Genomic DNA, 23,973 nt, shown 5'->3' on the forward strand with positions numbered 1-23,973 from the left:
CTGCGAGCGCCGCAAGGAACAGTCGGATGGCGCAGAGAAAGTGTGGGAGTTCAAGCGCTTGGCGCGCTTTGCCGGAAACGGCAGATGTTGTATGAAGCATGGCCACTGCCTGAAGGGCAGCGGCCGGTCGAGCCGCAGGCGTCAATCGTCTGCCTGTTGCTCTTCGCCCTCGCCTTCGCGTCGGCTCATGCCGTACTTGCGCATCTTCTCCACCAGGGTGGTACGGCGGATGCGCAGACGTTCCGCGGCGCGCGCGACGATACCATTGGCATCGTCCAGCGCCTGCTGGATCAAACCCTGTTCCAATCCGCCCAGGTAGTCCTTGAGGTCGAGCCCCTCGGGCGGCAGCATGGCGCTGGAAGCGAAGTCGGGCGTATGGCCGTTGATTGCCACACGCTCTTCCAGATCGCTGCGCAGGCTGTCGACCAATTGCTCGTCTTCGTCGTCGACGTAGCGAAATTTCTTCGGCAACTCGACCACGCCAATCACACCATACGGATGCATGATCGCCATCCGCTCGACCAGGTTGGCCAATTCACGCACGTTGCCCGGCCAGCCATGGCGGCAGAGCGACATGATGGCTGCCGAGTTGAAGCGGATCGACCCACGCTTTTCATGCTCCATGCGCGAGATCAGCTCGTTCATCAACAGCGGGATGTCTTCCACGCGCTCGCGCAGCGGGGCCATCTCGATGGGGAACACGTTGAGGCGGTAATACAGGTCTTCACGGAACGTGCCGACCTCAATCATGCTTTCCAGATTCTTGTGCGTGGCCGCAATGATGCGCACATCGATGCTCTGGGTCTTGTTGCTGCCCACGCGCTCGAATGTCCGTTCCTGTAACACTCGCAGCAGCTTGACCTGCATCGGCAACGGCATGTCGCCGATTTCGTCGAGGAACAGGGTACCGCCGTTGGCCAACTCGAAGCGGCCGGCGCGGCTGGTGATCGCGCCGGTGAAGGCGCCCTTCTCGTGACCGAACAGCTCGCTTTCGAGCAACTCGGCCGGAATCGCGCCACAGTTCACCGGCACGAATGGCGCATCGCGACGCTTGGAATGGTAGTGCAGGTTGCGCGCGACCACTTCCTTGCCGGTACCCGACTCGCCGAGGATGAGCACGCTGGCATCGGTATCGGCCACTTGCTGCATCATCTGGCGCACATGCTGGATGGCGCGGCTGGTGCCCACCAGGCTGCGGAACAGGTTGGGTTCGCGCTGACGGCCGCGCTCGCGGGCCTGGTCGTACATCTCGCGATAGACCTGGGCACGGTGCAGGGAATCGAGCAGCTTGCTGTAGCTGGGCGGCATCTCCAGGTGCGACAGCACGCGACGACGCAGGTCGTCGGGCAGCTCGACAGCACCTGGCTCGCCCAGCAGCAGCACCGGCAGGAACTCGTCCCAGTTGGCGAGCGTCTTCAGCAGGCCGGCAAGGTTGCCCGAAGACACCTCCCCCACCAGGACGCAGAGCACCTCGCGGCTGGACGACAGCGCGTCGACCGACATCTGCCAGTCAGCGCTGCCACAGGCCAGGTTCTCTTCGCCAAGAAAGTTCAGGATGACCGCCAGATCCCGGCGGCGAACGCTATCGTCATCGATCAGCAGAATTTTGGTTTCACGCCACATGCAATAGCAACTTCCCTAGTCAACTCGAAGCCCGAAAGGGCGCTTTCGACGTTTTTGGCCATGGTTTCAGCTAACAGACGCCAGACGAATCGTAACAGCCACTAGTAAAGGCAAAAAAATCGACTTAGTCAAATTTATGGCGCAATGGCTGTCAGCGGAACAGATGGTAAACCTTTGCAGCGTTCTTCGCTTGGGTGAACTGTGACATTTCGTCGACAACTGACTGACGCGCTAATCGAGTGACGTTGAGTAATTGACGGTAGACCTCGAGCAGATCCTCGAGGTGACTGCGCAACTGCACTGGGTCTTCCGGGACTTCCTGCAATACGCTGTCGACACAAGCCCGGCATTCGATGTCCAGAACGCCGATCGCGTCCCAATCGCCTGCCTGCATGGCGTCTACCAAGGCGTGGCGAGTCTGCTGAATCCGCTGTAGTGCACTCATGGCAAACTCCTCAGGCCGGCTGTGCCGATTCGTGGCTGGCGATGGCGTCCCAACCGCTCTTGACGGTGATCATCAGCCGGGCGACTTCGTCGATCAACTGCGGATCATTCTTGATGTTGGCTTCGGTCAGGCGGCCGGACATGTAGGCGTAAAGGTCGTCGAGGTCCTTGATGGATTGCGACTCGCCGGCCTTGCTTGGATCCAGCCCCTGGCGCAGGCCACCAATGATGGCCACGGCCTTGCCGAGCATCTCGCCCTTCTGCGACACCTGACCACGGCTCAGCGCACCCTTGGCCTGGGCCATGCGATCGAGACTGCCCTGCATCAGCATCTGCACCAGCCGATGCGGCGTGGCTTCGGATGTCTGGGCATGGGAATCGACCTTCTGGTATTGGCTCAGCGCTCTCATGGCGTTCATTGCGGCGGACCTCGTAACACATGATTTGATGTTGTATCGCTTGGTTACTATGTCGTCGCGGGTGGGAAAAACTTTAGCGAGGCTAAAGGAATATGCGAAGTAACGTGGTATCAGGCAATGAACGCCGTCGATATGGAGGCGTTCGTGCAAATGACGGATATGCAAAGGCCCGGCATAGACCGGGCCCCGTGAGTGGCACTTTTCGTCAATCGCTGTCGGCTTTGTTCAGCGCGTTCAGCGTGGTCATGATGCTCTTGCTGGTGGCGTTGAGCTGCGCGACGAGGGTGTCCATGGCGGTGTACTTGGCATTCAAGGTGTCCGTCAGGTTCTTGATCCGGCGGTCCAGGGCCTGCTGTTGCTCGGTCAATTTGGTCAGCGTGCCGGAGAGCGAATCCGAGCGCGAGGCGAGAATGCCGCCTTTCACCGCATAGGAGTCGGTCGCGGTGGTCATCCGCGAAAGTAGACCGTCCTTGCCGGTGAACATGTCCTGGATGGCTGCCACGTTGGCGGGATCGCCCATGGCCGTGTTCCACTTGGCGTCATCCATTGCCAGCAGACCGGTCTTCTGGTCGGTGTTGATGCCGAACTGCGACAGGGTCAGCTTGCTCGAGCCCGAGGAGGTGACCAACTCGTTGCGCATCGACTGGATCAGGTGGCGCACGGTGGAGTCGCCGGTCAGCCCTCCCCCACTGGTCGTGCCGTCGGCCCCGGTGCTGACCTTGGTCAGGGTGTTGAGTTGGGTCATCAGCGCGTTGTAGGCATCGACGAAGCCAGTGGTGGCTTTTTTCAGGGTTTCAGTGTTGGTGCTGACCGAGATGGTCGTCTTAGCACCCCCTGCTTCCAACAGTTTGATTGACACGCCGCTGATAGCCGCGGCGACCGTATTGGTCGACGACTCCATCTCGATGCCGTCGATCTTGTACGTCGCATTGGTGGGCTCGTTCACAGTGGTGGAGGCAGTCAGCTTGTCGAGGCCGCTGCCCGCATCGGCGGTCATGGAAATCTCGGTACCCTTCCCGGTGGTCGAGGAGCTGAGGACAAGGCGCGAGCCACTGGCGTCGGTCAGGATGTTGGCACTGATACCGCGACCGACCAGCTGGGTGTTGATGAGATCGCGGGTCTGCGCCAACGTCGCACCCGCCGGAATGCTGATCTTGCTGTCTTTGAATGACTGAGTGATCGTCAAGGTCTGGGCGGAAGACGTAGCATTGACCACGGCTGCGCTCTTGTCGGCGTAGACGCCAGAAGAAATCTTCGAGGAAGTCGCCAGGGTCGTTACTTCAAGCGAGTACGTACCGTCGGAGGCGGAATCGGTCACGGTCACCGAAGCCGCCTTGTCGTTGGACGAGGCACCGGTCAAGCCGCTGAACGCCGAGGCCTTGTTCATTGCCGCGACGGCGGCCCGATAGGTTTCCAGCGAGCTCTTGACGGTGCCAACGGCGGTCAAGGTGGTGGTGGTGGTCAGCGTCTGGGTATCGATCTGCTTTTGCTTGGGCGCTTTCTCGGCATTCACCAAGGCCTTGACGATGGCATCGGTGTCGATACCCGTGCCCACGCCGCTGGACTTGATCGCGCCGCTGGTGCTTGAGGTGGTGGTGCTTGAAGTACTGGCAGTCGTGGTGGCGGCGGTGGTGCCGGTAGTGGAGGAAACAGTAGCCATCGGTATCTCCTAGAATCGAGTCAGGCGTGTTTTTGACGGATACCGCCCCAAGCACACCCAGCTACATTTTTCGTGCCAGCTCAGATGGTCGCGTCGAGCAGACCGCTGCGACCGTCTGCCAGGCTCTGCGCCAACTTGAGCGCGGCCTCGGTTGGCAACTGACGAATGATTTCACCGCTGTCCGTAGCGATGACCTTGACCACGACGGCATGCGTCGAGTCGTCGATGGAGAATTCCAGATTGCGCTGTGCGGTATTCACATGCGCCTGGAGGTCCTTCACCGCTTGTTCCAATTCGGCCCGCTCGGGAGTCACCGACTCGACCGCGGGTTCATCCTGCTTGACCTGCCGGGCAGGCAGGGAGGCGGCGCTCGCTGGCGCTGACGTGGCGGCAAGAGGCAATCTTGCAGTAACGCTCATGTCCATGTTTGATCACCCCGAAAATCAAAAAACGGAAGGGCGCGTGGGCACCCTTCCGTCAGTCAGCCAGGGGCCGTATTACTGAAGCAGCTTCAGTACGGACGATGGCAGCTGGTTGGCCTGGGACAGGATCGCGGTGGATGCCTGCTGCAGAGTTTGCTGCTTGGTCAGCTCGGCGGTTTCCGAAGCAAAGTCGGCGTCCTGGATACGGCTACGAGCGGCCGAGGAGTTCTCGGAGATGCTCTGCAGGTTCGACACAGTGCTGTCGAAACGGTTTTGCACCGCACCCAAGTCGGCGCGCTGGGCGTCGATGTTGGAGATGGCCTTGTCCAGTGCAGCGATTGCGTTCTGAGCGTTGAAGGCGGTGGTGATGTCGGTTTCGCTGACCGAGGTGAGCTCGGAGGCCTTGCTCGACGAAGCACCGGCAGTACCGGTGGCGAACAGGCCGGTAACACCTACACCAGCGACCGAGTAGCCTTTGGACGAATCAAGCGAGACAGCACCGGTGGCGATGAAGGTGTCTGCAACGCCTACCGCAGTGCCTGGAGTACCGCTAGCGTCTTTGGTAGCTACCGTCACGTTCGCAGCAGCGGCGGCGGCACCGGTGACGGTGGTATCAACGCCGAACACGATATTTTCACCGGTGTCGGATTTGACCGACAGCGTGCCTGCCTTGCTGTCGTAGTTGACACTGATACCCAGTTTCGCCGCGTTCGAGTTCAACTGATCGGCAAGCGAGGCGGTATCGGTCACGCCAACCATGCTGACGGTTTCGCTGCTGCCGACCTTCATAGTGAAGGTTGCCGGAGCGGCTGCGGCACCTGCGCCTACGACGAAAGATGCCTCGGTGCTTGCCTTGGCGGTCAGACCGGGTACTGAACCGTTAAGCTGGCTGGCGATAGTCTTGGCTGACGCTTTGGCGTCGATGGTCACATCTTTGGTCTCACCCCCGCCTGTAACCTTGACTGCACCACCTGCAACCCCGGCAGCCGACACGGCTACACCGATACTCTTGACCTGCTGCGAACCGATAGCGTTGGCAGACACATCGCCCAACGTCACGTTGATGGTTTCGTTGGCATTGGCGCCGATCTGGAAGGCGGTGGAACCGAACGAGCCGTCGACCAGGTTGCGACCACCAAAGGTGGTGGTGTTGGCGATACGGGTCAGCTCGGAAGTCAGCTGGGTGTACTCGGACTGCAGCGAAGTCCGGTCATCGCCGCTGTTCGAACCGTTCGCCGACTGCAGGGCCAGTTCACGCATACGTTGCAGGATGTTGGTGGATTCCTGCATCGCGCCTTCAGCGGTCTGGGCGATGGAGATACCGTCGTTGGCGTTCTTCACTGCGACCGACAGGCCGTTGATCTGGCTGGTCAGACGGTTGGAGATCTGCAGGCCGGCGGCGTCGTCCTTGGCGCTGTTGATTTTCAGGCCCGAGGAAAGACGGGTCATCGAGGTGCTCAGCGCATCGGAAGCCTTGTTCAGGTTTTTCTGAACGGTCAAGGAAGCGGTGTTGGTGTTTACGGATAAGGCCATGACAAATTCCTCGGGGTTGTTAGCTGTGGCTTCCGGCCCTGGCGAGCGCCGGGTGTGGCCTAGAGAACCTTCGTAGTAGTTATCGTCGGTTCAGCGCTTTGCTTGAGGGCGATTGCAATGTTTTTTCGCCTTCAAGCCGCTGTAGCCGGAAAAAGCAAGCGTTGGCTTGATCTCTCTTGATAACTGTTTCGTCCGAGGAAGGGGGAACTTGAGGGGAATGGACAGCGATAGCGCGAATTTCTGGCGTCAACGGATCAACGGTAGCAGTGACCCGAATCGCGCCACGGTTGCCGCCGTGTGCATGCAAGAGCGCGGCGAGCCCGGACGCGGCTTGCGCCGCTGCTACAGGGGATTGCGGTATCTGTAGCAGCGGCGCAAGCCGCGTCTGGGGGCAACGCGGTGGATCAGGGGCGGTAGATGAGCGCCGAGCCCCAGGACAGGCCGACACCGAAGCCGCTCAGGGCAACGCGCTTCCAGGCGGAGTCGAGAATGTGCTTTTCCAGCAGTAGCGGGATACTGCTGGACACCGTGTTGCCGGTTTCGACCATGTCCTTGATGAACTTCTCCGGCTCTTCCTCGAAACGCCGGGCTACCGCATCGACGATCGCCGCACTGCCCTGGTGGATGCAGTAGGCGTCGACGTCGGCGCTGGTCAGGCCCGACTCATCGAGCAATTCGTGCAGATGCGCCGGGACTTTCAGCAGAGCGAAGTTGAACACCTGCCGACCGTTCATGAAAAACACGCCATCGGTGACCTTCAGGTGTGGGGCGCCGGAACCATCGGTACCGAACTTGGCCTTGCCCAGCTGCCAGGGCGCGTCCTCGCCCATCCAGGTGGCGGTGGCCGCGTCGCCGAACAGCATGGTGGTGTTGCGATCCTCGGGGTCGACGATCTTGGAGTACGGGTCGGCGGTGATCAGCAGGCCGTTCTTCAAGCCAGCCGCTTCCATGAAGCCCTTGAGCGCATAGATGCCGTACACATAGCCCGAGCAACCCAGGCTGATGTCGAACGCCGCAACGTTGGTCGACAGGCCGAGCTTGTCCTGAACGATAGCTGCGGTGTGTGGCAGGCCCTCCTCGTCCCCGTTCTGGGTGACGACGATCAAGGCGTCGATGGACTCGCGGGACAGCTGCGGATTGCTGGCGAACAAGGCGTTGGCCGCTTCCACGCAGAGGTCGGAGGTTTCCTGGTCGTCGGACTTGCGCGGCAGGAAGGCCGAACCGATCTTGCCGATGATGAAATCTTCATCCTTGGCGAATTTGGCACCTTGGGCGTAGTTGTCCAGGCCTTCGGCAGGCACGTAACTCGCGATGCTTTTTATGCCAATCATTGTGGCTTCCCAATACAAAGGTAGCTGGAGGCCATTACGCGGAGCGTTTGCGCAATGCCATCGAAAAGGGTGTCAGGCGGCGTCGGCCCAGGTAAGACGGCGCCACTGCTGCCAGAAACGAAGCAGCTGCAGGCCGCTGATTCAGCGGCCCGGCAATACATAAGTGTGAAGATGCACGATTCGACCCATTGGTCACACAGGTATTGTGCCATAGGCGGTAGGAAATGGCGCGCGGCGGGGTCGTGCGAGACGGGGCCTGCGCCCCGCCGATCAGAGTTTGTTGAACAGACTCAGCTGGGAGATCTTCGCGAAGGCCAGCTGCGAAGCCTGCAGCATGGTCTGTTGCAGACTCAAGGTCACCGATGCGGTGGCAAAGTCGGTGTCGGAAATCGCCGACTGCGTGCTCTTGTTGGCCAACGCCAGGCTGACGTTCTCGTCGTTCTGGATAGCCAGCGAGTTGAGCCGCGCACCGATCTGCCCACGAGAGATGTCGATGTTCTCGTTGGCGCTGGCCAGGTTGCCCAACGCCGAGTCGGTGGCGTTCTTCAATGCCAGCGCGGATCTGGCGTCGGTCACCGGTAGCTCAAGGGCTGACTTGAGCTGATGCAGCGTATCCAGCACGTTCTGGGTCTTGTGGCTGTTCGCGTTGACACTGAAGCTGTCGCCCGCGCCAGCCTGGCCCGAAACATTGAAGGTCACCCCCGCCGCCGTGATCGAGCTGCCAGCGGCACCGACAACCACTGCACCCTTGCCGATGGCTTGGCTGGAATCGGTCAGTGGTTGGGCGTAGACCTCGTACTCGCTGTCGCTGGTGAACTTGATCACCGCCCCGCCAGCCGGGAAAGCTGCGGAATAGCGATCGGCATCGGTCACGTTCGCGCTGGTCAGCTGCGCCGTGGAGGTGTTGGCCGCGTTGCGCGTCGAACTGATGCTGTCCGGCTTGCTGCCCAGGCTGAACGTGCGCCCTGCCATGTCGGCATCGGCAACGGTGCCCAGCGCGCTCTGCTTGGCCGCCACGTTGATGTCGAACTCCACACCGTACAGGCTGATAGTGGTACCACCGTCGGCCTTCGGGTCAAAGGTGCCGTTGCCAGTGACCTGCGAGGTCACATCCTGGTTCTTGCTGTTGGTGAGGGTGAACTGGGTGCTGCTGGTGAACGTCAGCTTGTACGGCTGGCCGTCGGTGAACGCCTTGTTGTAGGTGGTCAGCGATTCGAGGCGGCCATCGGACACGGTCACCAGGCCGTCGTCGACCACCGGTGCGGTCATGGTGGTTTGCGTACGGCTGGTGTTCACCGCTGTTTCCAGGATGCCATAGCCAGTGTCGTTGGTCGCCAGTTGCAGGGTATCGGACACCTGCAGGCTGAGCTGGGTCTGGTCGCCCTGGTAGGTATAGCTGCCGTCGCTGTTCTGCACATAAGGCGGCGTGCTGGTCTTGGATCCGGAGAACATGTACTGGCCGTTGGCATCCTTGGTGTTGAGCAGGCCAAGGACGTTTTTCTCGATCTCGCCGATTTCGCTGGCAATCGAGGTGCGGTCGGCATCGCTCAGGCCGCCGTTACCGGCCTGAATCGTCAATTCCTGGGCCCGCTGCAAGGCCGTAGTGATGCTGTCGAGCACACTCTCTTCCTGGGTCAGCGAGTTGGTAACGCTGGTCATGTTGCCGCTGTACTGGGTCAGCAAGCTGCTTTGCTGCTGCAGTTGCAACAGTTTGGCGGCACCGACCGGGTCGTCTCCGGCACTCTGGATGCGATTGCCCGAGCTGATCTGCGCCTGGGTCTTGGCGGTGTCCGAGAAATTCTTGGAATAGCCGGTCGCGCTGGTCTCGAAATACTGAGAAGTGGAAATTCGCATGGTCGACTATTCCTTAGAGGGCGTTGATCAGGACGCTGAATGTTTCCTGCGCAGCCTTGATGATCTGCGAGGACGCCGTGTAGTACTGCTGGAACTTCACCAGGGAGGCGGCTTCGTCGTCCAGATTGACACCCGATACCGAGTCGCGGTTGGTCTTGGCCTGGGTCAGCACCGCACCGGTGGCCTTGGTGTCGACGGTGGCCTGGCTGGCCTTGGCGCCAACCCGCTCCACAAGCGATGCGTAGGCACTGGTGAAGCTCATGCCGGGGTTGCCCGCCGTGGCGCCAACCGTGGCCTTGGTCTGCAACGCCAGCAATTGCGTGGCATTGCGGTTGTCGGACTTGCCATCGGCGTTGAACGACACGGTGTAGCTGTCGTTGACCGCAGGCGTGCCGCCCACGGTGGTGTCGAAACTGAAGGTGAGCTGCTTGCCGTCGGCGCCGTTGACGGGCTTGCCGTCGGCACCTACCACCGGCACGGTCAGGCTCAGGTTGTTGCTCTGGCCAGGCACGATGGTACCGCTGCCAATACTGGTGCCTGACGCGTTGAACAGACTGTAGCTCTGCGCACCGTCGGTGGTCTTGCCGAACACCAGCTTGACCGGCGACGAGGTTTCGATGCCGCTCTGCAACTGGCTCAGGGCCGTGCCACTGTAGATGTCCAGCTTGCTGCCCAGCACCGGCTGGGTGAAGGTGCCGGTGCCCGAGTTGCCGACGGTCGCCGTGCCGGTGAGCGGCGCGGCAAAAGCCAGCTTGTTCGAATCGGTGAGTGTGGTGGTGATAGCGCTCGCGCCGCTGCGCGTCGGTGTGACGACGAAGCTGTCGCCGCTGGCAACCTTGCCGTTCAGGCCCAGGGTGACACCGTCGATCACGGGTGCAGGATTGCTGCCCAGGTCGAAGCTGCCCATCGAGGTGCCGTCCGAACGGGTCACGCTGTAGGCGGTGGTGCTGCTGAACTTGACGTTGTAGTCGTAGATGCTCAGCTTGCTGGAGTCGGCAACGGTAACGCTCAGGTTGCCCGAACCTGCGCTGTTGGTGGACGCCGCCAGGCTGCGGTTGGCCGTGGCGGTGGCGCTGTTGATGCTGGCGAATACCGACGAACCGAAGTCACCGTTGAGGTCGATACCCTTGCCCAACTGGCCGTTCAAGGTGTCGCTCACGACAATGGCGGTGCGCCCCAGCTCGTTGATTGCCGGGTTCAGCGCATCGCTGCGAAAGCGCAGCAGGCCGCCGATCTCGCCGCCGGTGGTGACCGAAGTCACGTCGGTGCTGTAGCCCTGATACTGGATGGTCAGGCCATACTGGCTCTTGTCGGCCACACCGGGTGTGGCCACCAGCGAATTGGCCGAGCTGCCGGTCACCAGCGACTGCCCCGAGCCCAGGTAGACGTCGTAGTTGCCGTCACGCTGCTGCACGCTCACACCGACCAGCTCGTTGAGCTGGCGAACGTTTTCGTTGCGCGCATCGAGCAGGCTGTTGGGCGTGGAACCGGTGCCCGACATCTCGGTGATCTGCCGGTTGAGTTCGGCGATGTTGCCACTCAGCTTGTTGACCTGGCCGGTCAGGGTGGTCAACGACGCATTGATGCTGTCGTTCTGCTGGCTGAACTGCGACGAAATCGAATTGAAGCGATTGCTCAGGGTTTGCGCCTGGGTCAGCAGCAGTTGCCGCGACGAGGTATCGCTCGGGTTCGCCGCTGCGGTCTGCACGGCGGAAAAGAAGCTGCTGAGCACGGCGCTGATACCCGTGCTGCCATCGGACAGCAGTTTGTCGATGCTGTTGATCTGGGTGCTGTACGCGCTCGCGTCGTTGCTCAACGCAGTGCTGGTCTGCAGTTGGGTATCCATATAGCTGCTGTAGATACGGCGCACGTCGGAGATCGTGGTGCCGGTGCCCAGATAGCCCACGCCGATGTTCTGCAAGCCACTGGCAGTGTTCACCACCGACTGCCGGGAATAGCCCGCAGTCGCGACGTTGGCGATGTTGTTACCGGTGGTCGCCAGGGATGCCTGGCTGGACGCCAGACCGGACAGCCCAATGGAGATCAGATTCGACATGGGTTCAAACCTTATAGATTCGTGGTAGCGCTGGTGCTGCTGCGAGCGTAGTTCTCATAGCCTTGCATCTGCTTGGCGATGGAAGAGATCTTGCTGGCGTAGTTCGGGTCGGTGGCGTAGCCGGCCTTCTGCAGTTCCTTGACGAATTGTTCGGGGTTGTCCGCGGACTTGACCACGCCCTGGTAGCGATCGTTGTTCTGTAACAGGCTGACCAGGTCGTGGAAGCTGTCTTCGTACGAGGTGTATGAGCGGAAATCGGCGGTTTCCTTGACCATCTGGCCGTCGCGGAATTCGCTGGTGATCGCGCGGGCGTTCTCGCCTTTCCAGTTGCCGGTGGCCTTGATGCCGAACAGGTTGTGGCTGCTGCTGCCGTCGTCGGCGCGCATGATCGATTTGCCCCAGCCGGTTTCCAGCGCCGCCTGGGCGACCAGCACCTTGGGGTCGACACCGATGCGAGCAGCGGCTTTTTCGGCCATCGGCAGCATGGTCGCGATGAACTCGTCGGACGAGCCGAACGCGCGCTTGGCCGGGGCCAGGGGCGGCTGGGCGACGCTCTTCGCCAGGCTGCTGCCCTCGACCGCAGCGCCACTGCGCACGGTCTTGGCAAGGCTGTTGAGCGGTGCATCGGCCGCAACGTTGATGAGGTTCTTGCTGCCGCTGGCTGCCCCTGCTTCGGTGGCCGCCGACGGCACGATGCCGGCCACCAGACGGTCGGCAAGCTTGCTGGGCAACGACAGCCGACGCTGGTTGAGCAAGGCCATGTCGTTGTGACCAACGCTGCCGGCGGCCTTGGCATCGGCCGAGGCGTCGCGAGTGGCACCCAGCGGCTTGTTCAAGCTGTTGTCGGCATGGGCGAACGGGTTCGCGCCGGCACGGGCCACGCCCTTGGTCTTGGACAACTGGCGCATGAGCACGTCCTGCAGGCCGATACCGCCACCTTCCTTGGAGAGGGTCACGGACAGCTGCTGGTCGTACATCGACTGGTACTGCTTGGTGGTTTCGGTGTTCAGCGGGTTGTCCTTGGCCAACACGTCATTTGCCGAGCGCATGGACTTGAGCATTTCACCGAGGAACAGCGACTCGAATTCCTGGGCCACCTTGCGCAGGTTGGCCTCGCTGTCGCGATCCCCGACTTTCAACGAGCTCAGGCGATTGAGGTCTGTGTAAGCCCCCGAATCCCGTGTTCCCGATACTCCACCATTCGGCATTTCCATCAGCTGTTACCTCAAATCACGATCAGGTCGGCCTGCAATGCGCCGGCCTGTTTCAGGGCTTCGAGAATGGCCATCAAGTCACCGGGCGCTGCCCCCACCTGGTTGACCGCGCGGACGATCTCGTCGAGCGTGGTGCCAGGGCCAAACTTGAACATCGGTTTGGCTTCCTGCTGGGCGCTGACCCGCGAACGTGGCACCACCGCCGTTTCGCCACCGGACAAAGGCCCTGGCTGGCTGACGATCGGGTCTTCGGTAATGGTCACCGTCAGGCTGCCGTGGGTCACTGCCGCAGGCGATACCTTGACGTTCTGGCCAATCACGATGGTGCCGGTGCGCGAATTGATGATCACCTTGGCCACCGCCTGCCCTACGTCGACATCGAGGTTCTCGAGGATCGATAGGTAGTCCACGCGCTGGCTGGGGTCGACCGGAGCAGTGACGCGCACCGAGCCCCCGTCAATAGCCTGTGCAACTCCCGGGCCAAGAAGCTCGTTGATCTTGTCGACGATGTGCTTGGCGGTCGTGAAGTCCGAGCGGTTGAGGTTCAGCGTCAGGCTGTTGCCCTGATTGAAGCCACTGGGCACGGCACGCTCGACGCTGGCACCGCCAGGAATCCGTCCTGCCGACGGCACATTGACGGTGATTTTCGACCCGTCGCGGCCTTCGGCGTCAAAACCACCGACGACCAGGTTGCCTTGGGCGATGGCATAGACGTTGCCATCGATACCCTTGAGCGGGGTCATCAACAGGCTGCCACCGCGCAGGCTTTTCGAGTTACCGATGGACGACACGGTGATATCGACCACCTGTCCCGGCTTGGCGAACGCCGGCAGGTCGGCATGGATCGACACGGCGGCGACGTTCTTGAGCTGCACGTTGCCCGAGCCCGGCGGCACCTTGATGCCGAACTGGGAGAGCATGTTGTTGAAGGTCTGCAGGGTGAATGGCGTCTGCGTGGTCTGGTCGCCGGTGCCATTGAGGCCCACGACCAGGCCATAGCCGATCAGCTGGTTGGTGCGCACGCCGGAAATGCTGGCGATGTCCTTGAGGCGCTCGGCCTGAACGCCGAACGCGGCGGACAACAGCAGGGCAGCGGCGATCAGGTGTTTGAAGTTGAGCATGGACGGGCGCACTCAGAAAGGAAACAGTGGACTGGCAAAGAACCGGTCGAACCAACCCGGCTGACTGGCCTCGGCAAACGAACCGGTGCCCGAATAGGTGATGCGCGCATCGGCTACCCGCGTCGAGGACACGGTGTTGTCGGTGGCAATGTCATCGGCGCGGACCAGACCGGAAATGCGCACCAGCTCTTCGCCGGTATTGAGCGTCATCCACTTCTCGCCGCGAACCGAGATGATGCCGTTGGGCAGCACGTCGGCCACCGTGACCGTGACCGAACCGGTCAGGCTGTTGTTCTGCGCTGCCGCCGCGGTGCCGTTGGTGGCGCGAGTGCCGCTGTAGCCTGCATTGAGGCTCAGGTCGCCACTGCCCAGCGGGTTGTTGGTGTTCACACCCGCTCCGAACAGCGAGGTCAGGCCCAGGCTGTTGTTGCTGTCCTTGCCGACCTTGGAGTTGGCGCTCTTGCTGGCACTGGTCCGCTCGTTGAGGGTGATGGTGATGATATCGCCCACGCGGAACGCCTTGCGGTCGCTGTACAGGTTCTGCTCGAAGCCGGCCTGGTAGATCGAGCCGTTGTTGGCGGCGGCAGGCATCGGAGTGCGCGGCAGCACCGGGGCGTAGTACGGGTCGTTGGGCTTGGCCGGCGGCGCGACGCAACCGGTCAGCAAGGCCATTCCACTCAGGGCAAGAACAATCGAGACACGACGCATGACACAGACCTCACGGTGTAGCCGGCGCACGCGGCGCCCAGGTAGCTTGGGGATTACGGATGGACCCGGATTACAGGTTCTGGGTCAGGTTCTGCAGCATCTGGTCGGCAGTGGAGATGACCTTGGAGTTCATCTCGTAGGCACGCTGGGTGGTGATCATGTTGACCAGCTCTTCCACAGTGCTCACGTTGGAGTTTTCCAGAGTGTTCTGCAGTACCGTACCGGCGCCGTTCAGGCCGGGCGTTGCCACTTGCGGCGCGCCGCTGGAGGCGGTTTCCAGGAACAGGTTGCCACCGATGGCCTGCAGGCCGGCCGGGTTGATGAAGTCGGCGGTCTGCAGGTTGCCGATCACCTGCGAAGCGGCGTTGCCGGCGGTGGTGATGGACACGGTGCCGTCGGTGCCTACGGTGAAAGTCTGCGCTTCGTTGGGAACGACGATGGCAGGTTCCAGCGCCAGGCCCTGGGCGGTGACGATCTGGCCGTCGGAGTTCAGGTGGAAGGTACCGTCACGCGTGTAGGAAACGGTGCCGTCGGGCTGCATCACCTGAAAGAAGCCGCGACCGTTGATGGCCATGTCCAGCGGCTGGTCGGTGGTCTGCAGGCTGCCGGCGGTGAAGTTCTTCTGGGTGCCGACAATGCGCACACCGGTACCGACCTGCAGGCCCGACGGCAGTTCGCTGTCCTGGGTCGACTGGGCACCGGGCTGACGTTTGATCTGGTAGAGCAGGTCCTGGAATTCGGCGCGATCGCGCTTGAAACCCGTGGTCGACACGTTCGCCAGGTTGTTGGAAATCGTGGTCAGGTTGGTGTCCTGAGCCTGGAGGCCGGTCTTGCTGACCCATAGTGCTGGAAGCATGTGTCTTCTCCTGGAGCGCCTGGTTTACGGCGCGATCGCTACGCTGGAATTAGATTTGCAAGACCCGGGCCATGGCCTCGTCGCCTTCTTTGGCGGTGCTCATCATCTTGATGTGCAGTTCGAACTGCTTGGAGAGCGCCAGCACGGAGGTCATTTCCTCGACCGCATTGACGTTGCTCGCTTCCAGGAAGCCGGACTCGACACGGACCGCAGCGTCGGCAGGTGCCGGTTGGCCGCTGGAGGTGTGGATCAGACCGTCCAGGCCCTTGGTCAGGGTTTTCACGTCCGGATTGACCAGCTTGATGCGGTCGACCTGGGCCATGACGTTGGGAGCCTGCCCCAGACCACGAATACTGATGGTGCCGTCCATGCCGATTTCGATTTTCTCGTCGGGCGGCACGGCGATCGGACCGCCGTTGCCCATGACCGGCAAACCATTGCCGGCGCGCAGCACACCGAGCGCGTCGACGTTCATGCTGGCGGTGCGGACGTAGGCTTCGCCGCCGTCGGGTGTCTGTACGGCGATGAAGCCGTTGCCGCCCACCGCGACGTCCAGATCCCGGCCGGTTTCCTGCAGCGCGCCGCCACTGAAATCGGTGGCCGGACGTTCGGTCAGGGCATAGGCCCGCGAAGGAAAGGTATCGCCGAACACCGGCATGGAACGCGCCTGTTCCAGGTCACGCTTGAAGCCGGTGGTGGAAATGTTGGCCAGGTTGTTGGCATGCGCCTTCTGCGCCAGCGCGTTCTGGCTGGCACCGGTCATTGCCACATAGAGCATCTTGTCCACAGTTGTCTCCCTCGACGGGCGAATGCCGTCTACTGCTGTACTGAGAGAGGTAGAGCAATATGCGGGCCAACTTTGCCAATACGGCTACAGCCCCTCTAGGACGGGGGTTGCAGCGGTCCGGCCGAAGCGGACTGAAAGCTTGACGCCGAAAAGTCGGCGCCGGATTGCCGCTAGCGGCAACGAGAGAATGGATTTACGTCGCAACATCAGGGCGAGGCTCGACGGCGCCGTCTTCAACGACGGCAGCCGGCGTTGCTGAACGGCCCGGCGAAGCGACGGTAATGCGGGCCAGGGTCGACCTGACTGCACAGGTAGCGGCCGCTCGCCAGGCTCTGGTAGGTGTACCAGGGCGCGGGCGCCGCCACGGCCATCGCGCAGGTTGCGGCGATGACCAGGGCTGCACACAGACACCGGATCACTGCCCTGCCCTCATCAGGTCATCTGGATGATGGTCTGCATCACGGTGCTTTCGGTGGAAATGGTCTTGGCATTCGCCTGGTAGTTGCTCTGCGCCTTGATCAGGTTCACCAGCTCGGCCGTCAGGTCGACGTTGGAGTCTTCCAGCGCCTGGGACTGCAGGTTGCCCATGACACCGGTATCGGGCGTACCGATCACGGCGGTACCGGAAGCGAACGACTCCTTCCAGTTGGTGCCGCCATTGGGCGCCAGGCCTTGCATGTTGGCGAAGCTGGCCATGGCCACCTGACCGATGACCTTGTTCTGGCCGTTGGTGAAGTTGGCGAACATGTTGCCCGTGCCGTCCACCGACAGACCGGTCAGCTCACCTGTGGCGTAGCCGTCCTGGGTCTTGGCCGAGGTGGCCGATGCCGAGTTGTATTGCGTGGTCGCCAGCATGTCCAACGCCACGCCACCGGCATTGGCCGTCGCACCGTTGGGTGTCCAGGTTCCATCGGCGCCACGGGTGGAAGGCACCCAGCCGGCGAGGTTGAAGCTCTTGTCGGCGTTGATGCCCAGGCCACCAGGCACGTTACCCTGAGCGGGCACGATGAGGCTGCCGTCGGACTTGAAGCTCAAGGTATTGACCAACGGCGTGGTGGCCGTCGGATCGGACGGATTGCGACCGTCGATGGTGGTGTGCATGGTCCAGCTGTTGGCCGTGGCATCCTTGACGAAGTACTGGTTCATCTGGTGGGCGTTGCCCAGGCTGTCGTACACATCGGTGTTGAAGGTGTAGTTGTAGCTTTTGACGTTGCTCGGGTCGAACGGGGTAATGGTCGCCTGCGGCGCGCTGGAGTTGAGGTTGACCGTTTCGGCGATTTTCGAGGTCGCTTTGGGCTGCAGGTTCGCGGAGTCGATTTTCAGGTTGGTCAAGACGCCCGTCTGCACTACGCCGTCCTGGGCGTTGTAGCCCTGCAGGTTGTTGCCGCTCACGTCGACGACGTTGCCGTCCTTGTCGCTGTAGAAGGCACCGGCACGGGTGTAGAGCTTCTGGCCACCATCGTTGAGCACGAAGAAGCCGTTGCCGTTGATCGCCAGGTCGAGGCTCTGCCCGGTCGAGGCGATGTTGCCCTGAGTGAACTGCTGCGACACGGCCGCGGTGGTCACACCGCTGCCCACGCTGGTCTTGCCGGCCGTGGCGCGAATGGATGCGGCGTACTGGTCGGCGAATTCCGCGCGCGAGGATTTGAAGCCGGTGGTCGCGACGTTGGCAATGTTGTTGCCGGTGACGTTGAGCGCCTTGTTGGCTGCCGAAAGACCGCTGAGGCCGATATTGAAAGTCATGCTGTACTCCTGCGCCGGACGAAGCGGCTCAAATTCCGATGGTTTGGACTTTCGACAGCGCAACGCTACCCAGTCCAGCGAGGTTGAGGGTCAGTTCACCGCCGTTGGTGCCCATGGTGACGCTGTTCACCGTGGCTGGAAGGTAGGTGCTCATGGCCGTGGCGGTACCGTCGACGGTGGCTGCAGCCTTGAAGGTGTAGGTGCCGGCAGCGGCAACCGCGCCGTTGCTGTCCTTGCCATCCCAGGTGAAGGCGGCGTTGCCGGCGGACTGGCTGCCCAGATCGATATTGCGCACCAGGTCACCTTTGGCGTCGTAGACGCCCACCGTGGTGTTGCTGCTCGACGAGGTCAGCGCCACCGAGCCGGTGAGGCCCTTGGTGGGGTCGACCACGGCGGTATCGGTCTGGGCGATGACCGAGCGGCCGACCAGCGACGAGGCCTGCAGCGCCTGGGACGATTGGTAGTTGTTGACGATGGTACCCACCGACGCATTCAGGCTCTGCATGCTTTCCAGGCTGCTGAACTGCGCCAGCTGAGCGACGAACTCGCCATTGTCCTGGGGATCGAGGGGGTTCTGGTTCTGCATCTGGGTCACCAGCAGCTGCAGGAACGCGTCCTTGCCCAACGCACTGCCGGCGGTGCCGGTCGAGCTGTCGGTGCTGCTGGTGGTCTTCTGCAATGAGTCCAGGACCGAGGCGCTCACGCCATTGTTAATGCTGGTAGTCGTCATCTGCGCTCGCCTCTATCACTGACCCAGGGTCAGCACCTTCTGCATCATGGTCTTTGCGGTATTCATCAGTTCGGCGTTGGTCTGGAAGGAACGACTGGCCGAGATCATGTCGGCCATTTCCTCGACCACGTTGACGTTCGGGTAGTAGACGTAGCCATCCTTGTTCGCCGCCGGGTGATTGGGCTCGTAGCGCGCTTCCAGATCGCTCTGGTCCTCGACCACGCCGGTGACCTGCACACCCTGCCCCGCCGAATCCTGGTCCTGGAACAGCGAACCGCTGTCGCCGGCCTGCTGGCCCTGAAGCATGGTGGCGAACACCGGATGCCGTGCGCGGTAGGTCTGGTCGATGCTGGACGACACGGTTTCGGCGTTGGCGATGTTGCTCGCCACGGTGTTCAGGCGCGTGGTCTGCGCACTCATGCCGCTACCGGCAATGTTGAAAACGCTGGCAAGGGACATGGCTTAATCTCCGCGAAGGGCCGATACCAGCCCTTTGAACTTGCTGTTGAGCAGGGTGAAACTGGCCTGGAAGTTGACCGAGTTCTCGGCGTAGTTCGACTGCTCGATCTGCGCATCGACGGTGTTCTGGTCCAGCGAAGGCTGCGTGGAAATGCGGTACTGCAAGGTCTCGTCGCCCGAGCTGAAGCCCTGGGCGGCGATGTGCTTGCTGCTGGTGGTCTGCAGGCCGAAGGCACCTTTGCCGTTCTGCTCGTTCTGCGCTGCCAGCACCGAGGCGAAGTCCAGGTCCCGAGCTTTGTAGTTGGGCGTGTCGGCGTTGGCGATGTTGTTGGCCAGCACTTCGGCGCGCTTGGCGCGAAAGCCCAAGGCCTGCTCGTGAATGCCCAGCGCTTTGTCGAAACTGATGCTCATGTTGGTACCTATGCGGCAGACCAGATGGTTCGTGCAGGATAGATAGCAATCAGTGTGCCAAGTCTCAAAAAGCCCGTCCCATGCGGGTTGCGGGCCTATCAGGCGTTGGGTGATGCCAGAAAAGCGGCAAGAAATTTCCGCTGGAGGGGAAAAGCGGCAACGCTGGCGCCAGAAAAATTGCCGCCCGTGCGCCTTGGTCGCACGCCTGGGTGAAGGAGGCGCGCCAGGCGCAAGATCACTTGGCCTGGTAGATGATGCCGGGGCTGCACTGCACCATCTGATACAGCTCGGGCAAGCCGTTCAAGGCTTCGGATGCACCCAGGAACAGGTACCCGCCCGGCTTGAGGGTGCCATGGATACGGGTGAGGATGTCTTTCTTGACCTGTGCGGAAAAGTAGATCAGCACGTTGCGGCAGAACACGATGTCGAACTTGCCCAACGCCGCATAGCTGTCGAGCAGGTTGAACGCACGAAACTCGACGCGACTGCGGATGGGCGCCTTGACCGCCCAGCGCCCTGGCGTCTTGGGATCGAAATAGCGCTGCAGGCGCTCCTGGGAGAGGCCGCGGCCGATCGCCAGGCTGTCGTACTCACCACTCTTGCAGTTGGTCAGCATGCTGCCGGACAGGTCGGTGGCAACGATCTGCACGCCCGACTTCAACTGCCCCAGGTTGCTGCGCTCGAACTCGTCGATGGTCATCGACAGCGAATAGGGTTCCTGGCCGGACGAGCACGCCGCCGACCAGATGCGCAGGCGTGCGCCTGGGCTGGCCTTGATGCTTTCGGGCAAAACCTTGTTCTTCATCACTTCGAAAGGATAGGTGTCGCGAAACCACAGGGTTTCGTTGGTGGTCATGGCGTCCACCACCTGCTCGCGCAGGCCGCTGCGCGGCTGGGTCTGGATACGCTGCACCAGTTCGCCCAGGGACTTGATGCCCTGCTGCTCCATCAGCTTGTTCAGGCGGCTGGCAACGAGATACTGCTTGTTCTCGCCCAAGAGAATGCCACAGGCTTTTTCCAGGAAGACCCGGAACTGATCAAAATCCAAATTACCCGTAGACACGGTGCCGCCTCTTGCTGGTTCGGTAGGCCGGGCGCTGGCGCCCGGCATTCATACTGCTGCCTTGATGCGATCGACGACCCGTGCCGCCAGGTCGTCGGGGCGGAACTTGGCAAGGAAATCGTCGGCGCCGACCTTCTTGACCATGGCCTGGTTGAACACCCCTGACAACGACGTATGCAGAATGATGTGCAGCTTCTGCATGCGTGGGTCGCTGCGGATCTCGGCGGTCAGCGTGTAGCCGTCCATCTCCGGCATCTCGATGTCGGAGATCAGCATGAGGAATTCCTCCTCCGGACGCTTGCCCTCGTCGACCATCTTGCGCAGATACTCCAGCGCCTGACGGCCGTCGTTCAAGGCCACCACTTCTACCCCCACGGTCTGCAGGCAACGGGTCACCTGCTTGCGTGCCACCGATGAATCGTCGACGGTCAACACGCGCAGGGAAACGGCCTTGCTGTGCGTCTCCTCGTCGACCACGCCGACCGAGATCGCTTCGGAGGTCGGCGCCACTTCGGCGAGGATTTTCTCGACGTCGATGATCTCCACCAACTGGTTATCCACGCGGGTGACGGCCGTCAGGTAGTGATCGCGGCCGGTACCCCGGGGTGGTGGATGGATCTCTTCCCAGTTCATGTTGACGATGCGTTCCACCGAATGCACCAGAAAGCCCTGAATCTTGGTGTTGTACTCGGTGATGATGACGAAGGTATCGGTCGATGCCACAAGGCCCGCAGCACCCGTGGCCATGTCCAGATCGAGGATCGGGATGGTCGCGCCACGGATGTTGGCCACGCCGCGAACCACCGGGTTGGACTTCGGCAATACCGTCAGTTTGGGGCATTGCAGCACCTCCCTGACCTTGAAGACGTTGATCCCGTAGAGCTGCTTGCCATTGAGGCGAAACAACAACAGCTCCAGGCGATTCTGCCCAACCAGCTGCGTGCGCTGGTTCACCGAATCCATTACACCCGCCATGCCCAAACTCCTCTTGCGACCCGCTCGATATCGGCACGGGCCTTGCTATTAGCACTGCATGAACGCAAAAACGACAGTTTCTCGACACATCGCCGCGTATTTATTCTGGGCCGTTGCCACGGTGGGTGGCGCGGTGCTCGGCAGTGCGGCGCGCGCCGACAATGTCACATTGCCCGAACAGCTTATCGGTGTCACCCAGGGTTTTCTTGAGTTCACTGTTGAAGATTATCTGGCGACCTCGCAAATCCAGGGCCGCTACGAGATCGAAGTGAACAATCTCGACCCGCGTCTGCGCATGCCCGGTTGCGACCGGCAACTGTCGGCCAGCCTGGAAAGCCCGGCGCAACCCATGGGCCGGGTGACCGTGCGAGTGCGCTGCGAAGGCGCTGCGCCGTGGACGGTATTCGTTCCGGCGCAGGTCCGGCTGTTTCGCGAGGTGGTGACCACCACTCGGCCGTTGAAGCGCGACAGCGTGTTGACGGAGGCCGACGTGGCGTTGCGCGAACGCGACGTTGGCGCCATGGGTCAAGGCTTCCTGGTTTCGATGGACGAGGCCGTGGGCATGAAGCTGATCCGACCGACGGTGATCGACCAGGTGCTGACGCCGGTATTTCTCGAGCAACAGGCGCTGGTGCTCAAGGGTGATCAAGTGGTGATCATTGCCCGCAGCGGCACCCTGGCGGTCCGCATGCCGGGCGAAGCGCTGGCGCAGGGCGGCATGAGCGAGCAGATACGTGTGCGCAACCTGAACTCCAAACGAGTGGTCAAGGCGCGCGTCACCGGGCCTGGACAAGTGGAAGTGGCAATGTAAAAGCTGGCCGGCGAACCGGAGTTTTCCTACACTAGGGGCCTACACGGGCCCGTAGCCGCGGCATCGGGCATTTGCGAAACAGCGCCTAAAGTTAATCGGGATTTGGCCGAAAACAAGGCAAGCGTCCAAATACCCAGAGGTTCAGAACAATGGTTATCGACTTCAACCGAGTGGGCAACTCGCCGTCAGTGCAGGGTACTTCGCGTACCAGCCCTGCCAAGGAAGTGGCCGCCGACACGGCCGTGCCAAGCACGCCCGCCGTGAAGAGCGGGGAACCGGTCACCTTGAGCGATCAGGCCCAGCAAATGCAGAAAATCACCGACAAGCTGAGCGATCAGCCCACTGTCAACAGCGCCCGCGTCGCCGAGCTCAAGCAGGCTATCGCCGAGGGCAGCTATAAAGTCGACAGCGAGCGCGTTGCCAGCAAAATGCTCAATTTCGAAGCCCAGCGCTAGCCCAGTCTAGGCGCCGGGGTTTCTGGACGCGTCAACGCCAGGGCTCACCATGCACGATCAAACGCTGTTGCAGCTGATTGAAGAAGACCTCCCGTACGCAGGGCAGCTGCTCGAGCTGCTGCGCGACGAGTCGCTGGCGTTGCAAAGCCGCGACATGGAGCTTCTGGAAACGATTCTGGCGCAGAAGCAGTCGTTGATCGTGTTGCTCGAGCAGAACGGACGCCGACGCAGCCACCTGCTCATGCAGCTCGGCCTGTCCGCCGATCGCGACGGGCTGCAGGCGCTGGCGCGCCAGTCGCACCTGGGCGATGCGTTGCTGGCCCGGGGCGATGCGTTGAGTCAGTTGCTCGCACAGTGCCAGGCCATCAATGCACAGGTGGGCCAAGGCATCGTGCGCCAGCAGGTGGCGACCGCCAACCAGATCCGCATACTTACTGGCGCCGAGCCACCGTCGCTCTACAACAGCCGTGGCTCGACTGCGCGAATGGCCACCTACCGCGCCCTCAGCCAGGCCTGACCTGTGTGTTCCCCGGAGTAGACCAGAACGTGTCAAACGCATCGAACGTGGAAGACGCACCGCAACCGCCCAAGGTGCTTGCCACACCCCTGGAAGTCGCCGCCAACCTGCGCATGCTCCAGGAAAGCCACGACCCCCTGATCATCACTTTTCACGAGCGCACCCTGCGCTGCCAGAGCTTTCTGGTGGAAGTGGACCGGGACACCCTGCGCATCGTCCTCGACGAAATGATTCCCCGCGAAGGTGAGAAATACCTGGAAGCAGGTGAAGGGTTCAAGGTCGAAGGCTTTCATGACGGCGTGCGCGTTGCCTGGGAAAGCCATGGCAACTGGACCATCACCCAGAAGCAGGGCAGCCGCTGCTATGTCGGCGCGCTGCCTGGCCAGGTGGTCTACCACCAGCGCCGCAATGCCTTTCGTGCCGCACTCAAGTTGTCGCAACTGGTCGACGTGGAAATCGCTGGCAGTCGGCTGAAGAGCACCCTGGTGGGCAAGCTGCTGGACATCTCGGCCCATGGCTGCAAGCTGCGCTTCGAGGGCGACATCGCCGAGCGGTTACAGCTGGGGCAGATCTACGAGCGCTTCAGCGCCGGCCTTCCCTTCGGCGCCATGAATACGGCGGTCGAGCTGCGCCATCTGCATTTCGAGGAGCGCATCGACACCACTTTCGTGGGCGTGCGCTTCCACAATATCCCGGGGCTGATGCAGCGGCAGCTCGAGCGCTTCGTGCATCAGTTGCAGCGCGACGCACAGCGCTTCGACCGGGACGATTTCTAAACCCG

The 23,973-nt window shown here is 61.8% G+C and carries 25 protein-coding genes; 4 read left to right on the forward strand and 21 right to left on the reverse strand.

Annotation, left to right across the window (positions count from 1 at the left end; genetic code table 11):
* Positions 1–141 precede the first annotated feature (141 nt).
* From ONG87_RS13340 to ONG87_RS13440, 21 genes are all read right to left on the reverse strand, one after another.
* A complete protein-coding gene (locus ONG87_RS13340; RefSeq protein ID WP_122475920.1) occupies positions 142–1,623 on the reverse strand; it encodes a sigma-54 dependent transcriptional regulator in 1,482 nt (493 codons plus the stop codon).
* 151 nt (positions 1,624–1,774) lie between these two features.
* On the reverse strand, positions 1,775–2,068 hold the full coding sequence (locus ONG87_RS13345; RefSeq protein ID WP_122475922.1) for a flagellar protein FliT: 294 nt from the start codon (positions 2,066–2,068) through the stop codon (positions 1,775–1,777).
* A gap of 10 nt (positions 2,069–2,078) precedes the next feature.
* A complete protein-coding gene (gene fliS, locus ONG87_RS13350) occupies positions 2,079–2,486 on the reverse strand; it encodes a flagellar export chaperone FliS (RefSeq protein ID WP_122475924.1) in 408 nt (135 codons plus the stop codon).
* A 205-nt stretch (positions 2,487–2,691) separates the two neighbouring features.
* Complete coding sequence (fliD, locus tag ONG87_RS13355; RefSeq protein ID WP_264381419.1) at positions 2,692–4,146, reverse strand: flagellar filament capping protein FliD; 1,455 nt, start codon at positions 4,144–4,146, stop codon at positions 2,692–2,694.
* Between the two features lie 80 nt (positions 4,147–4,226).
* Positions 4,227–4,571, reverse strand: coding sequence for a flagellar protein FlaG (locus ONG87_RS13360; protein WP_122475927.1), 345 nt, complete (start codon positions 4,569–4,571; stop codon positions 4,227–4,229).
* Positions 4,572–4,643: 72 nt separating this feature from the next.
* Positions 4,644–6,101: a flagellin gene (locus tag ONG87_RS13365; protein WP_122475929.1), complete on the reverse strand. Its 1,458-nt coding sequence runs from the start codon at positions 6,099–6,101 to the stop codon at positions 4,644–4,646.
* A 404-nt stretch (positions 6,102–6,505) separates the two neighbouring features.
* Entirely contained in the window at positions 6,506–7,432 is a 927-nt protein-coding gene (locus ONG87_RS13370; protein WP_122475930.1) for a ketoacyl-ACP synthase III, read from the reverse strand.
* Between the two features lie 270 nt (positions 7,433–7,702).
* Positions 7,703–9,286, reverse strand: a complete 1,584-nt coding sequence (locus ONG87_RS13375) for a flagellar hook-associated protein 3 (protein WP_264381420.1) — start codon at positions 9,284–9,286, stop codon at positions 7,703–7,705.
* A 13-nt stretch (positions 9,287–9,299) separates the two neighbouring features.
* Entirely contained in the window at positions 9,300–11,342 is a 2,043-nt protein-coding gene (gene flgK, locus ONG87_RS13380) for a flagellar hook-associated protein FlgK (protein WP_122475934.1), read from the reverse strand.
* An 11-nt stretch (positions 11,343–11,353) separates the two neighbouring features.
* On the reverse strand, positions 11,354–12,556 hold the full coding sequence (gene flgJ, locus ONG87_RS13385; RefSeq protein WP_192058180.1) for a flagellar assembly peptidoglycan hydrolase FlgJ: 1,203 nt from the start codon (positions 12,554–12,556) through the stop codon (positions 11,354–11,356).
* A gap of 11 nt (positions 12,557–12,567) precedes the next feature.
* Positions 12,568–13,677 (reverse strand): flagellar basal body P-ring protein FlgI, encoded by a 1,110-nt coding sequence (locus tag ONG87_RS13390; protein ID WP_122475937.1) that lies wholly within the window; start codon positions 13,675–13,677, stop codon positions 12,568–12,570.
* 12 nt (positions 13,678–13,689) lie between these two features.
* A complete protein-coding gene (gene flgH / locus ONG87_RS13395; RefSeq protein WP_043186005.1) occupies positions 13,690–14,385 on the reverse strand; it encodes a flagellar basal body L-ring protein FlgH in 696 nt (231 codons plus the stop codon).
* A 70-nt stretch (positions 14,386–14,455) separates the two neighbouring features.
* Positions 14,456–15,241 (reverse strand): flagellar basal-body rod protein FlgG, encoded by a 786-nt coding sequence (flgG, locus tag ONG87_RS13400; protein ID WP_043186004.1) that lies wholly within the window; start codon positions 15,239–15,241, stop codon positions 14,456–14,458.
* 49 nt (positions 15,242–15,290) lie between these two features.
* Positions 15,291–16,028, reverse strand: a complete 738-nt coding sequence (locus tag ONG87_RS13405; protein ID WP_122475939.1) for a flagellar basal body rod protein FlgF — start codon at positions 16,026–16,028, stop codon at positions 15,291–15,293.
* Between the two features lie 233 nt (positions 16,029–16,261).
* Positions 16,262–16,447, reverse strand: coding sequence for a hypothetical protein (locus ONG87_RS13410; RefSeq protein ID WP_264382891.1), 186 nt, complete (start codon positions 16,445–16,447; stop codon positions 16,262–16,264).
* Positions 16,448–16,460: 13 nt separating this feature from the next.
* Complete coding sequence (gene flgE / locus ONG87_RS13415; RefSeq protein ID WP_122475942.1) at positions 16,461–17,771, reverse strand: flagellar hook protein FlgE; 1,311 nt, start codon at positions 17,769–17,771, stop codon at positions 16,461–16,463.
* Between the two features lie 28 nt (positions 17,772–17,799).
* Positions 17,800–18,501: a flagellar hook assembly protein FlgD gene (flgD, locus tag ONG87_RS13420; protein WP_122475944.1), complete on the reverse strand. Its 702-nt coding sequence runs from the start codon at positions 18,499–18,501 to the stop codon at positions 17,800–17,802.
* Positions 18,502–18,516: 15 nt separating this feature from the next.
* On the reverse strand, positions 18,517–18,960 hold the full coding sequence (gene flgC / locus ONG87_RS13425; RefSeq protein WP_122713719.1) for a flagellar basal body rod protein FlgC: 444 nt from the start codon (positions 18,958–18,960) through the stop codon (positions 18,517–18,519).
* A 3-nt stretch (positions 18,961–18,963) separates the two neighbouring features.
* Positions 18,964–19,371 carry a flagellar basal body rod protein FlgB gene (gene flgB, locus ONG87_RS13430; RefSeq protein WP_122475947.1) on the reverse strand — a complete coding sequence of 136 codons (408 nt, stop codon included), beginning with the start codon at positions 19,369–19,371 and terminating at the stop codon, positions 18,964–18,966.
* A 235-nt stretch (positions 19,372–19,606) separates the two neighbouring features.
* Positions 19,607–20,434, reverse strand: coding sequence for a protein-glutamate O-methyltransferase CheR (gene cheR / locus ONG87_RS13435; protein ID WP_122476757.1), 828 nt, complete (start codon positions 20,432–20,434; stop codon positions 19,607–19,609).
* A gap of 48 nt (positions 20,435–20,482) precedes the next feature.
* Positions 20,483–21,409, reverse strand: a complete 927-nt coding sequence (locus tag ONG87_RS13440; protein WP_122475949.1) for a chemotaxis protein CheV — start codon at positions 21,407–21,409, stop codon at positions 20,483–20,485.
* 58 nt (positions 21,410–21,467) lie between these two features.
* Between ONG87_RS13440 and flgA the strand changes: the two genes are divergently transcribed.
* The 4 genes from flgA (at position 21,468) to ONG87_RS13460 (ending at position 23,968) form a co-directional block, all read left to right on the forward strand.
* A complete protein-coding gene (gene flgA, locus ONG87_RS13445; RefSeq protein WP_122475951.1) occupies positions 21,468–22,220 on the forward strand; it encodes a flagellar basal body P-ring formation chaperone FlgA in 753 nt (250 codons plus the stop codon).
* Between the two features lie 149 nt (positions 22,221–22,369).
* Positions 22,370–22,675 (forward strand): flagellar biosynthesis anti-sigma factor FlgM, encoded by a 306-nt coding sequence (gene flgM, locus ONG87_RS13450; protein ID WP_122475953.1) that lies wholly within the window; start codon positions 22,370–22,372, stop codon positions 22,673–22,675.
* 49 nt (positions 22,676–22,724) lie between these two features.
* Positions 22,725–23,192: a flagella synthesis protein FlgN gene (locus tag ONG87_RS13455; RefSeq protein ID WP_122475954.1), complete on the forward strand. Its 468-nt coding sequence runs from the start codon at positions 22,725–22,727 to the stop codon at positions 23,190–23,192.
* Between the two features lie 29 nt (positions 23,193–23,221).
* A complete protein-coding gene (locus ONG87_RS13460) occupies positions 23,222–23,968 on the forward strand; it encodes a flagellar brake protein (protein WP_264381421.1) in 747 nt (248 codons plus the stop codon).
* The last annotated feature ends 5 nt before the right edge of the window (positions 23,969–23,973 follow it).

It is taken from the genome of Pseudomonas sp. MM227 (assembly GCF_947090715.1).
In the GTDB taxonomy this organism is placed as follows: Bacteria; Pseudomonadota; Gammaproteobacteria; order Pseudomonadales; family Pseudomonadaceae; genus Aquipseudomonas; species Aquipseudomonas baltica.

Coding starts and splice junctions, on each gene's coding strand:
- ONG87_RS13340 (WP_122475920.1), bottom strand. CDS start 1,623: ATGTGGCGTGAAACCAAAATTCTGCTGATCGATGACGATAGCGTTCGC.
- ONG87_RS13345 (WP_122475922.1), bottom strand. CDS start 2,068: ATGAGTGCACTACAGCGGATTCAGCAGACTCGCCACGCCTTGGTAGAC.
- fliS (WP_122475924.1), bottom strand. CDS start 2,486: ATGAACGCCATGAGAGCGCTGAGCCAATACCAGAAGGTCGATTCCCAT.
- fliD (WP_264381419.1), bottom strand. CDS start 4,146: ATGGCTACTGTTTCCTCCACTACCGGCACCACCGCCGCCACCACGACT.
- ONG87_RS13360 (WP_122475927.1), bottom strand. CDS start 4,571: ATGGACATGAGCGTTACTGCAAGATTGCCTCTTGCCGCCACGTCAGCG.
- ONG87_RS13365 (WP_122475929.1), bottom strand. CDS start 6,101: ATGGCCTTATCCGTAAACACCAACACCGCTTCCTTGACCGTTCAGAAA.
- ONG87_RS13370 (WP_122475930.1), bottom strand. CDS start 7,432: ATGATTGGCATAAAAAGCATCGCGAGTTACGTGCCTGCCGAAGGCCTG.
- ONG87_RS13375 (WP_264381420.1), bottom strand. CDS start 9,286: ATGCGAATTTCCACTTCTCAGTATTTCGAGACCAGCGCGACCGGCTAT.
- flgK (WP_122475934.1), bottom strand. CDS start 11,342: ATGTCGAATCTGATCTCCATTGGGCTGTCCGGTCTGGCGTCCAGCCAG.
- flgJ (WP_192058180.1), bottom strand. CDS start 12,556: ATGGAAATGCCGAATGGTGGAGTATCGGGAACACGGGATTCGGGGGCT.
- ONG87_RS13390 (WP_122475937.1), bottom strand. CDS start 13,677: ATGCTCAACTTCAAACACCTGATCGCCGCTGCCCTGCTGTTGTCCGCC.
- flgH (WP_043186005.1), bottom strand. CDS start 14,385: ATGCGTCGTGTCTCGATTGTTCTTGCCCTGAGTGGAATGGCCTTGCTG.
- flgG (WP_043186004.1), bottom strand. CDS start 15,241: ATGCTTCCAGCACTATGGGTCAGCAAGACCGGCCTCCAGGCTCAGGAC.
- flgE (WP_122475942.1), bottom strand. CDS start 17,771: ATGACTTTCAATATCGGCCTCAGCGGTCTTTCGGCAGCCAACAAGGCG.
- flgD (WP_122475944.1), bottom strand. CDS start 18,501: ATGACGACTACCAGCATTAACAATGGCGTGAGCGCCTCGGTCCTGGAC.
- flgC (WP_122713719.1), bottom strand. CDS start 18,960: ATGTCCCTTGCCAGCGTTTTCAACATTGCCGGTAGCGGCATGAGTGCG.
- flgB (WP_122475947.1), bottom strand. CDS start 19,371: ATGAGCATCAGTTTCGACAAAGCGCTGGGCATTCACGAGCAGGCCTTG.
- ONG87_RS13440 (WP_122475949.1), bottom strand. CDS start 21,409: ATGGCGGGTGTAATGGATTCGGTGAACCAGCGCACGCAGCTGGTTGGG.
- flgA (WP_122475951.1), top strand. CDS start 21,468: ATGAACGCAAAAACGACAGTTTCTCGACACATCGCCGCGTATTTATTC.
- flgM (WP_122475953.1), top strand. CDS start 22,370: ATGGTTATCGACTTCAACCGAGTGGGCAACTCGCCGTCAGTGCAGGGT.
- ONG87_RS13455 (WP_122475954.1), top strand. CDS start 22,725: ATGCACGATCAAACGCTGTTGCAGCTGATTGAAGAAGACCTCCCGTAC.